This window comes from Mycobacterium sp. NPDC003449 (assembly GCF_053588415.1).
In genome coordinates this window covers 1-10,066 of sequence record NZ_JBSFPX010000231.1, presented here as the reverse complement: position 1 = coordinate 10,066, position 10,066 = coordinate 1, and the positions used below count along the sequence as shown (strand labels likewise).

Below are 10,066 nucleotides of genomic sequence, written 5' to 3'. Positions count from 1 at the left end.
AACCTGCCATGACTCCATCCTTCACAAGAGATGAAGCCTCCGGACTCACCGGGGCGATTCAGGTGTTCTTCTACACCGGCACTCACGTGTGCTGCTGTACGCTTTGCCATGGCGACCATGTCTGGGACATTCGCCCCGGCAAGCGCCAGCGCATCGAGGGACGGCGCGCATGCCGCGACTGGCAGCGCGACTACTGACCACGTACCCCGTTCACTCGTGGGGGGAGCGGTGGCGTCCGGGGGTTCCGGTGCCAAGCGATACCGCATCCGTGACGACGGGTGTCGACCGCGACGCTCCTGACACTGCCGGGGACCTCGCCGACCGTGAAGGTCCCACTGAGCGTGTTCGCGCTGCAGCCCAGGACCACGGAGGGGACTGACGAGCGTTCCTTGTGATTGGATTCGCACATGTCTGTCTCGTCGTTGCCCGGCGCGGTGCAGCGTGCCGTGCTGGTGAAGACGGCGGGCGGCGAAGGCGTCCTCTTCTCACCGACCAACGGCCCTCGCTCCGTGGAGCTGGGCCGGTCCTGGTCGATCGGGCTGCGGGCGGCGGTGCGGGTACCGGTCGTCTGGTCCACCGCCGATCCGCGATCCTTTGTGCTGGTCGACAATCCGGCACACCCGGTATCGCCGCCGCCCGCCATTCCCGGCGTCGCATACGTCGCGTCGACACCCGCCGTGCTGCCCTCGCCGGTGGAACGCGCATGCCAGTCCCCAAGCGTCGAAGACTATCTCGCCCTCCTCGAAGCCGGTGGCAGCTCGCACCTCGAAGACACCACCATCCCAATGCTGTTGCAGGCATTCGCCTTACGCGCAGAGCAGCTGAGTGCACACGAATTCGACCGCATCATTCGACTCAGTGCGGAGGTCGACGACGCGCTGATCGACAAGGTCCGCCAAATCGGCCCCGGCATCGAATATTCGGCGATGCCGCTCTATGAGAGCATCAAACGCTTTCACCACCCGAACCTTCGCGGCGAACGACTGCTCAACACCGCCTACGTCGCAGCGGCACATATCGATTCGACGCAGGGCGAACGTGGCGGCGTGCTCCGGCGACGGATGGCGAAACGGATGGCCGACCCGCCCATCGCCGAGGCCGTCGCCACCGCGCTGCGCCCCTGGGCCACCGTGTGCGGCCCGTTGCCCGGAGCCGAGATCGCACCGGCCAAAGATCCGGTTGCGCCGTACTCGGCCCGCGATGAGCAGGCGGTCGGCATGCCCGAATCCGTAGCGCCTGCATCACCATCGCCACCACCGAACCGCCCGACCCGGCGGCGAGAACCGGCACCGCGGCCGCGCAGCAGCGTCCCACCCCCTGACAACACGACACCAAGGCAACGCTGGTGGCGACGCCGCCGCCCCAGCACAGCGGCCGCCCTGATATGGGAATCGAGCGTCGACCGTCACGACGCCGTACTGCGCGACTACCTGCCGTTCGAGATCGACCCGCAGCTCATCCTGGCCTACCCGGCGGCCGTGGACGTGCAGGTATCGGCCACCCGAACGTTCCACGAAGCCGCCGGACACGCCAACGCGCTACGCACCGAAACCGGGCCATCCGACGCCGGGCACGCCGACTCGTATCGGCTCGCCGTCGGCGCGCTGGAAGCCGCTTGGACCGAGGCCGAGCGCCATGCGCGCAGCGTCGGACGCGGTTACCTGGATCAGGACCGGGCGCGGGGCTTGGAGCGCATCTCCGCGTTACTCACCCACGCCGACGCAACTGAAGGGGCCGAAAGCGACAGCTACCGGAACCGCGCCGCCGAATTGCTGCGGTCACAGCCGATCCACCGCACCGCCCGCGCCCAAAACAGCCTCGACCACGCCCTCCGCGCCCAACTCACCGACGGCCAACCGCACGTTAAGTGAAGTCAACCGACGTATTTAACTTCACTTAGGCATATAGGTGAAGTTAAGCTGGGACGATGGCTTCACTTCGCCCCGTCACCTACGAGAACGTTCGGTGGGAACCGCAGGGAACGCAGTATGCGGGCGGAGCGTGGCCCAGGTACGGCACCTATCACCCCGCCGTGCCGGCCGCCGTCGCCGACTTGATCCTGGACTTGCCGCCGGCCGTGTCGGCAGACGCCGAGTCCGCCAGCCGCGAGATCACCCGATTCGACGCCGAACTCGGCGGTGGAATCGCACCGTTTGCCGCGGTCTTGCTGCGGTCGGAGTCCGCCGCAAGCTCGCAGATCGAGAACTTGACCGCATCGGCCCGCGCCATCGCCGAGGCCGAACTGCCAGGTGGCAAGGCCAAGCGGAACGCCGAGATGATCGTCGCCAACACCGCGGCGATGCAGGCAGCGGTCGCCCTGTCCGACACCGTCGACGCCGAGGCCATCCTGGCGATGCACCGGGCATTGATGGTCAACGAGCCACGCCATACGCCAGGAGAATTCCGAACCGAACCAGTGTGGATAGGCGCCGGTTCCACCCCCATCGGCGCAACCTTCGTCGGCCCGCGCCACGAGGAGATCCCCGGCGCGATCGGCGACCTGATCGCCTTCGCGCGGCGTGCCGACGTTCCCGCGCTACCGCAGATCGCGGTCAGCCATGCGCAGTTCGAGACCATTCACCCCTTTACCGACGGAAACGGCCGCACCGGCCGCGCGGTAGTACAAGCCATGCTGCGCAACAAGGGCCTGACGCGGCAGGTGACGGTGCCGGTCTCGGCCGGACTGCTCGCCGACACCGATGCCTACTTCGCGGCGTTGACCAGCTATCGCGACGGTGACGCCGTACCGATCGTCGAGCGCTTCTCGCAGGCCACCGTCCTGGCAATCACCAACGGGCGTCAACTGGTCGCCGACCTTCGCGATATCCGAAAGACCTGGAATGACCTGATCACCGCGCGGTCCGACTCCACGGTGTGGAAGGTCGCCGAATTGCTGATCCGCCGCCCGGTGGTGAACGCTGCGCTGCTGGCACAGGAGCTGGGTATCGAGTCCACCAACGCCCACCGCTACCTCAACCCGCTCACCGAGGCGGGAATCCTCGTCGAGACGACGAACGGGCCCCGCAACCGGATATGGCGTTCACCCGACGTGCTCGCCGCGCTGGACTCGTTCGCCGAACGCGCGGGGCGACGGGGCTGACCGGGCGTTATCGACGGGCATCCTACGATCGGTCGGTATGAGCAAGCTCGCTTTGATCATGGCGTTCGCGGCAACCGTCGCGGCCGCCCCGGTAGTGATGTCCGCACCGGCCGCGGCTGCGCCGTGCCCCGATGTCGAGGTGGTGTTCGCCCGCGGCACCAACGAACCCCCGGGCATGGGCAGCGTCGGCGGTCCGCTCGTCGACGATCTGCGCGCCCGGGTGGCGCCACGCACCGTCGACGCGGCGCCGGTCGACTACCCGGCCAGCAACGACTTCAACCACAGCACCCCGGCCGGTGTCGACGCGGCGCGGTCACTCATCGAGTCCATCGCGGCCGACTGCCCGAAGACGAAGATGGTGCTCGGAGGCTACTCTCAGGGCGCGGCGGTGATCGAACTGGCCGCCAACGAGGCATCCCGGCAGACCGCTGATCATGTGGCGGCCACCGCACTGTTCGGGACGCCCCGAACCAGCTTCGCCAAAACCCTCGCCGGGAGACCGCTGCCTGCCCTGGCCTCGGCGTACGCCGCCAACTCCATCGACCTGTGCAACGAGGCCGACCCGATCTGTTGGGAAGGCGGCTGGGACATGGGTGCTCACGTCTCGTATGTGCAGTCCGGAAAGGTCGCTCAGGCAGCCGATTTCGCCGCCGGCAAGCTCTGATCCGGCAAAGGCTCAGCGGAGCACGCGGTAGCGCAGATGGGCGACCCCGGGCGCTTCGAGCGTCCGCTCCAACTCCAGGCGAGGAGTGCCTGCCGCGAACCCGTCCAGTAGTCGCTCGCCCGAGCCGAGGATGACCGGGTTCACCTGCAGGTCGATCTCGTCGACGATGCCGGCCGCGATCGCCTGGCGGCCGCACGACGCACCGCCGGCGATGGAGATGGCCCGATCGCCGGCGACATCCACGGCCCGGGCGTACGCGGACTCGATGCCGTCGGTGACGAAGTGGAACGTGGTGCCCTTCAGCTCGATCGGGTCACGCGCATAGTGGGTCAGCACAAACACCGGGCAGTGGTACGGCGGTTCGTCACCCCACCAACCCATCCAGTCCGAGTCACCCCACTCACCGCGGATGGGGCCGAACATGTTGCGGCCCATAATCGTCGCGCCCATGCCATCGAGCATCTCGCCGACCACCTGCCGGTTGACGGGATGGTCTTTGTCGGGGCCGAGGTGCCAGCCGTGCAGCTGGTCACCGCCGACGCCCAGGGGGTGCTTTTCGCTCTGGTTCGGGCCGGCGACGTAGCCGTCGGCCGAGATCGACATGGACAGGTTGGTACGTGGCACGGTGATCCTCCGGTTCGCGGGGTGGCATAAGAGCAGACCACGGAGACCGTGAGAAATCATCGTCGGTCCTCAGCGCACCGCGACGCCGGGGCCGAGAGAGATGCCCATGGCGTACCACAGCACGAAGAATCCGGTCCACGCGACGAAGACGGTGAGGGAGACGGGAACCGTGAAGGAGAGCATCGTGCCGATGCCCGCGCCTCGGCGGAGTTGCTGGACAAAGCCAAGGGCGAGCACGAAGTAGGCGTGCATCGGCGTCACGCAGTTGGTAACGGAGTCACCGATCATGAACGCGACTGTCGCGGTCTCGGGTGCCAACCCGAGGTACATCGCGAGCGGAACCACAATTGGCGCGAGCAGCGACCACATCGCGGTGCCACTGGTGACGATCATGTTGAGAAAACTGACGGCGAGCACGATGCCCAGCAGAATGACGAGATGGGGCGCCTGGGCCGAGCGCAGGATGTCGGCCAGGTTGACCGTGATGAGCGAACCGATCCCGGTCCATTTGAAGTAGGCCAAAAACTGCGAGACGGTGAAGTACAGGACGAGAACCGGCGTCATCGTCTTGAGCCCTTCGGCCATAACCCCGGGAACGTCGGCCAGCGTCGGCACGGTGCCGGTCGCGCGGCCGTAGGCGAACCCCACCGCGGCGAAGAACAGCGACAAGAAGAGCGACACGTTGCCGATCACCAGTGACTCGACGATGCCGCCGCCCTCGCCCAAGAAGGGGGAGCCGGGCAACAGCAATCCCACGACGCCCAGCGCGTAGAGCGCCGCGACGATGCCGGCATTGCGCATCCCCCGGCGCTCGACCGGGCTCAATCGCACGTCGTCTGCTTCCGGATCGTCGTTGTCGGGCAGATGGCGAGCCGAGGAGAACAGAGTGTCCGCGATCTGATCGTCATCGCCCGGGCCGGACAGTTCCGGCCGCTTCGCCAGCACCCGGTCGACTACCAGGGCGATTGCCGTGGCGAGCACCAACGATGACGCCGCGCTGAAGAAGTACGTCGCCAACGGGGTGATGGTGTAGCCAGGGTCGACGGTTTTGGCGGCGACGTCGGACAGCGCGGAGCGTAGCGCGTCCGACGGGGTAACCAACGGGCTGGCGTTGAATCCGACCGAGGTCGCGACATAGGCGACCATGACGCCCAGGACGGGGCTCCGGCCCGCCGATCGAAACGCCAGGGCGCCAAGGGGAATCATGACGAGGTACGCGGCATCGCCCATGACATGCGAAATCATCGCCGCAAACGCGACGGCGAAGGTGAGGTATCGGCCGGGCAGCCGACCCACCGTGATCCGCAGCAGTGCGGTGATGAGACCGCTGCGCTCGGCGACGCTGACACCGAGAACGATCACGAGAATGACTGACAGCGGGGGAAACTCCGAGTAGTTCGTCAGCGCCGATTCCACGGCGTGCGTCGCTCCGGCGACGCTCAGCAGGTTCTGGACCTCTACGGTCTCGCCGGTGTTGGGAAGCACCGCCGAGGCGCCGACCGCCGCAAGGATGGAGCTCGCCACCGCGAGGAGCATGGTGAGGATGACGAAGAGCCAGAAAGGGTGCGGCAGCCGGTTTCCCGCTCGTTCGATGGTGCCGAGTGCCCGGAACAAGCGGCCCATCGACGGTGGCGTGCCTGCGTCGGCCCGGCGGGTGTCGGTGGTCATGACGTATACACCTCCAGCGTGTGGCGGGCCACGGCGTCCGCGTCGACCTCGACGCCCAGACCGGGCCCGTGCGGGACGAGTAGTTCACCATCACGCAGTTCGGGTTCGGGGCCGGCGAGCTCACTGCGCAAGACCAGATGCGGGAAGAGCGACGCGGGGGCGTACTCGACGTAGGACACCACCGGATTGGCCGCGGCGAGCTGAAGCGATGCTGCGGGGGTCAACGTGGTTGCGCACAGCGAGAAGGTCGTGACGCGCCTGCCGCGCCTACCGGCTTCCCGACACACGCGATCGGCTTCGACCAGCCCGCCGACGTGCGGTCCGGGTTGCACGATTGACGCGTCGCCGAGATCCATTGCGGCGACGAACCGGTCAGCACTCTCCATGCTGCCGCCTGCGGCGATCGTCATGCCGGTCTCGCGATGCAGAGCCGCCGAGAGTTCGAAGGCCTCCGGGGCAAACGGATCCTCCAGGAACTCCACACCCAGCGACCGGTACGCGAGCGCAGCGGTACGTGCCGACGCCAGCGTCTTCCAGCGGTAGACATTGTCGACGAACAACGGTGTCTCGTCGCCGACGTGCGCCCTGACCTCCTCCACAAGCCGGACGGCCTCGGCCTCGTCGGTGTTGAAATCCGTGGCCTCGATCTTGAAGGCGCGGTAGCCGTAGTCCGTTGCGCGGTCGATGTCGTCCTTCGCCTTCTGCACCACGTGGTCGAATGACCCCCGGTTGTAGACCGTGATGTAGACCGGTACCGAGGCGCGAGCCGGCGTGCCGTCGCCGTCGAGCAAGTGGTGCGCGGGCACGCCCCTGAGCTTGCCGACAAGGTCCAGGATCGCCGTCTCCACCGCTCCGACGGCGACCCGACCCAGGCCGCTGCGTCCGCGGTTGACGGTGTTCGCCCGCAGCAGCGACACCAGACCCGCCGGGTCATCGAGCGGCTCGCCGAGCAGGGACACCGGTCCGCGGTCGCGGGGGTGAGCCGTCTCGGTCTCGACCAAGGCCTGGATGGCGGGCATGAGCCCATTGGTCTCGGCCCAGCCGCTGATGCCGACGTCACTTCGAACCTCGACGAGCAGCGCTTCGTCACGATAGACGTTGCGGGTCTCCGCCCACCGGGGCGACCTGACGGGATGGCAATGGATAGACGCGATTCGAGCGGTGGTGACCCCGTCCCTGACCTCGGTGTGAACGGGCTTCGTCGGGCTGCTCTGCATGACCACTCCTGGTGTATTGCTGGAACATCCACCATCGGCCGCGGCTCACGGATTCAGTAGACCCAAAGTGCCAAGGTCTTCCCTTAACTTCTGCTTAAGGCTCGTCGCTGGGCGGGTCCGGCGGCACGGCGACATAGGGGAGTAGCGAGCCGAAAGCACAGGTCAGGGTCTCGGCGGCCCGGGAGGCGTTCGAGGACGGTCGGTAGATCAGGTCGACGTCGACGCTCCAGGCGGGTAGGGCCACCGGCAGGAGCACCAACTCCTCACGGCGCAACTGGTCGGCCACGGCGAACTCGGCGATCAACCCGACGTAGTTCTTGTGGTGGATCAGGTGAACGATCGCGGTCGGCAGCCCGACAAACACAGTGGGGCATGCGGTCTCGCGGCGCGAGCGCCCCAGGAGGTGGCCGATCTCTACCGCGTCGGTGTGCCAGTGGTAGATCGCGATGGGCGACTCGCGAAGATCCTCGACCGACAGGGGGCCGTGCTCGAGCAGCGGGTGACCGGGGCGCACTACGGGCAGCATTCGCGACCTCGTCAGCCGCTCGCTGGTCAGGCTCCGTGGGACCACACCGTTGACGACGAATCCGAGATCGACGGTGCGATCGGCCACGTGATCGATGATGTCGACGGTGTCCTCGATCCGCCCGTTCGCCACCACGCCGGCGGCCGAAAGCACCTCAAGGGCAGGACCCATCAACGTGTTGCCCAGCGACGCAGGTATCGCCAAGGTGATGGCGTCGTCGATTGCCGTATGCAGACTGCGACGGGCTTGGCTCAGGACGTCCAGACAGCTTTTCGCATATGTTCGGAACTGGCTGCCCGCCGCGGTGGTAAACGACCCCCGGGCGGTTCTTCGTAGCAGCTGGACGCCGACCTTACGTTCGAGGGCGGCGATCCTGGTCGACACGGCGGGTGAGGACATCCTCAGCTCTTGGGCCGCCCCTGCGATGCTTTCGTTGCGGATGACGGCGAGGAAGACCTCCAGGTCAGCGACTTGAATGGACTCCATCCCCACGACTTGACCTTAACAACGACGCTTCCCCCGCGACCGAAATCCGGACCTGAGTGCACCTCGCGGCTACGCCTGGTCTGCGCGTGACAGGGCGGCTCGAGGGCAGTCGGCGATCGCCTGCTCGACGAGGGGCTCCTGCTCGGCCGGGACGGGGTCGGCGGTCACCACCGCGTACTCGTCATCGTCGAGTTCGAACACCGCCGGCGCGATCTTCACGCAGAAGGCATTGCCTTCACAGCGATCACGGTCCACTACGACACGCATGCTTGCTCCTTCAATTGACGTTGTGTCACGTCCCGGGCCGCGGGACGCTAGGAGGAGTCCCGCTCGTGGGCCCCGGCGGGAGCCAGGTGGGCGACACACAGGTCGGGCTCGACGAACGGGTCGAGCCCATCCACCGTGACCGGCGCCCGCATCGCGGTGAGCGCGCCCTGCATGAGGCCCAGGTGCACGGAGCAGATCACCTCGCCGTACTGTTCGGCCAGACTCTGGAAAGGGCAGTGCCGCAACCGAATATTCCGTGCCCGCCGACCGTCGACGGGTTCGGGCTCGAAGCCCAGCTCGGTGAGCAGTTCGACCAGTCGGGTCACGGTGCGGGTTCTCGTCGGAGCGCCCTGCGACGGCGAAGACGGCACCAGGGCTTGGCTTGTCGAGCGGCCCAGTGTCGTGGCGATGCCGGCGGCCTCGGGTTCGCGGGCGACGTATCCGGTCAGGATGTCGGCCAGCAGTTGATAATTCGTGGGTCCGCCGGGGTCCATCCGGCGGCTGGCGCGAAACAGGATCGGGGGACGGCCCGGACCCGCGGAGTCACCGGGAACCTGCTCGATGCGGCCGGCGCGCAGCAGCGGCTCCAGGTGAAACCGGACCGTATTCGGGTGAACCCCGAGCTCGTCGGCCACGCTGGCGATGCTGCGCGGCTCGGCCGAGGCCCGAAGCAGTCCCAGGATGGCTTCGCGGCGTCCGGGCTGCTCCGTCCCCGGCTGACGTGGCGCTCCGTCGGCGGGCATCAAACCCCCTGGGGTGGCGGCACGGCGTTCGCACGGGGCTGTCCGATCACGTACGTCATGCCGATGACATTACTCCAAAAATTCCTTGTAATAAATGTGGTCGGTCCACTTACCGCACACTATTTACCGGGCTATAGTGCGTTAAATAAGAAGCTGGTGGGAGTGGTGGAGATGGCCCTTAGCGCTGTTGCCGAGCTGACGCCGACCCGTCCGTTCCCGCCCGGCCGCGGGGTCAGGGGTTCGTTCGTGTACCGGGTGGTGACGACCACCGACCCCAAGCTGCTCGGCATCATGTACACGGTCACCTCGATCGCGTTCTTCCTGGCCGGTGGCCTGATGGCGCTGCTGATGCGCTCGGAACTCGCCGCGCCCGGTTTGCAGTTCCTCTCCAACGAGCAGTACAACCAGCTGTTCACCATGCACGGCACCATCATGCTGCTGCTGTACGCCACCCCGATCGTCTTCGGATTCGCCAATTGCATTCTGCCGCTTCAGATCGGCGCGCCCGACGTGGCGTTCCCTCGGCTCAACGCGCTCAGCTACTGGCTGTATCTGTTCGGTGCGTTGGTCACCGTCGCCGGGTTCGTCACCCCGGGCGGTGCCGCCGACTTCGGCTGGACCGCCTACGCCCCGCTCAGCGACGCGATCCACTCACCCGGCCCGGGCGGCGATCTGTGGATCATGGGCCTGGCCGTCGCCGGTCTCGGCACCATCCTGGGCGCGGTCAACATGATCACCACCGTGGTCTGCATCGTCGACTCCATGCGCCAG

General features: G+C 67.0%; 11 protein-coding genes. 5 read left to right on the top strand and 6 right to left on the bottom strand.

What is annotated here, in order from left to right; all coding sequences use genetic code 11:
• The 4 genes from ACWDTP_RS34295 to ACWDTP_RS34280 form a co-directional block, all read left to right on the top strand.
• A partial coding sequence (locus ACWDTP_RS34295) for a hypothetical protein (RefSeq protein ID WP_450027679.1) occupies nucleotides 1-197 on the top strand: 197 nt, incomplete at its 5' end.
• A 210-nt stretch (nucleotides 198-407) separates the two neighbouring features.
• Nucleotides 408-1,871, top strand: a complete 1,464-nt coding sequence (locus tag ACWDTP_RS34290) for a hypothetical protein (protein ID WP_450027678.1) — start codon at nucleotides 408-410, stop codon at nucleotides 1,869-1,871.
• Between the two features lie 56 nt (nucleotides 1,872-1,927).
• Nucleotides 1,928-3,100, top strand: coding sequence for a Fic family protein (locus ACWDTP_RS34285; protein WP_450027677.1), 1,173 nt, complete (start codon nucleotides 1,928-1,930; stop codon nucleotides 3,098-3,100).
• A 37-nt stretch (nucleotides 3,101-3,137) separates the two neighbouring features.
• Nucleotides 3,138-3,764, top strand: coding sequence for a cutinase family protein (locus tag ACWDTP_RS34280; RefSeq protein ID WP_450027676.1), 627 nt, complete (start codon nucleotides 3,138-3,140; stop codon nucleotides 3,762-3,764).
• Nucleotides 3,765-3,776: 12 nt separating this feature from the next.
• Here the strand turns inward: ACWDTP_RS34280 and ACWDTP_RS34275 are convergent, their stop codons facing one another.
• From ACWDTP_RS34275 to ACWDTP_RS34250, 6 genes are all read right to left on the bottom strand, one after another.
• On the bottom strand, nucleotides 3,777-4,388 hold the full coding sequence (locus tag ACWDTP_RS34275; protein WP_450027675.1) for a dihydrofolate reductase family protein: 612 nt from the start codon (nucleotides 4,386-4,388) through the stop codon (nucleotides 3,777-3,779).
• 69 nt (nucleotides 4,389-4,457) lie between these two features.
• A complete protein-coding gene (locus tag ACWDTP_RS34270; RefSeq protein WP_450027674.1) occupies nucleotides 4,458-6,056 on the bottom strand; it encodes an AbgT family transporter in 1,599 nt (532 codons plus the stop codon).
• A complete protein-coding gene (locus ACWDTP_RS34265) occupies nucleotides 6,053-7,273 on the bottom strand; it encodes a mandelate racemase/muconate lactonizing enzyme family protein (RefSeq protein WP_450027673.1) in 1,221 nt (406 codons plus the stop codon). The genes ACWDTP_RS34270 and ACWDTP_RS34265 overlap by 4 nt, the downstream gene beginning before the upstream one ends.
• 94 nt (nucleotides 7,274-7,367) lie before the next feature.
• Complete coding sequence (locus tag ACWDTP_RS34260; RefSeq protein WP_450027672.1) at nucleotides 7,368-8,285, bottom strand: LysR family transcriptional regulator; 918 nt, start codon at nucleotides 8,283-8,285, stop codon at nucleotides 7,368-7,370.
• Nucleotides 8,286-8,354: 69 nt separating this feature from the next.
• Nucleotides 8,355-8,567 (bottom strand): ferredoxin, encoded by a 213-nt coding sequence (locus ACWDTP_RS34255; protein ID WP_450027680.1) that lies wholly within the window; start codon nucleotides 8,565-8,567, stop codon nucleotides 8,355-8,357.
• Between the two features lie 32 nt (nucleotides 8,568-8,599).
• Nucleotides 8,600-9,295: a helix-turn-helix transcriptional regulator gene (locus ACWDTP_RS34250; RefSeq protein WP_450027671.1), complete on the bottom strand. Its 696-nt coding sequence runs from the start codon at nucleotides 9,293-9,295 to the stop codon at nucleotides 8,600-8,602.
• Nucleotides 9,296-9,466: 171 nt separating this feature from the next.
• Here ACWDTP_RS34250 and ACWDTP_RS34245 point away from each other — a divergent pair.
• A partial coding sequence (locus ACWDTP_RS34245; protein WP_450027670.1) for a cbb3-type cytochrome c oxidase subunit I occupies nucleotides 9,467-10,066 on the top strand: 600 nt, incomplete at its 3' end.

Coding starts and splice junctions, on each gene's coding strand:
- ACWDTP_RS34260 (WP_450027672.1), bottom strand. CDS start 8,285: ATGGAGTCCATTCAAGTCGCTGACCTGGAGGTCTTCCTCGCCGTCATC.
- ACWDTP_RS34270 (WP_450027674.1), bottom strand. CDS start 6,056: ATGACCACCGACACCCGCCGGGCCGACGCAGGCACGCCACCGTCGATG.
- ACWDTP_RS34290 (WP_450027678.1), top strand. CDS start 408: ATGTCTGTCTCGTCGTTGCCCGGCGCGGTGCAGCGTGCCGTGCTGGTG.
- ACWDTP_RS34280 (WP_450027676.1), top strand. CDS start 3,138: ATGAGCAAGCTCGCTTTGATCATGGCGTTCGCGGCAACCGTCGCGGCC.
- ACWDTP_RS34265 (WP_450027673.1), bottom strand. CDS start 7,273: ATGCAGAGCAGCCCGACGAAGCCCGTTCACACCGAGGTCAGGGACGGG.
- ACWDTP_RS34285 (WP_450027677.1), top strand. CDS start 1,928: ATGGCTTCACTTCGCCCCGTCACCTACGAGAACGTTCGGTGGGAACCG.
- ACWDTP_RS34250 (WP_450027671.1), bottom strand. CDS start 9,295: ATGCCCGCCGACGGAGCGCCACGTCAGCCGGGGACGGAGCAGCCCGGA.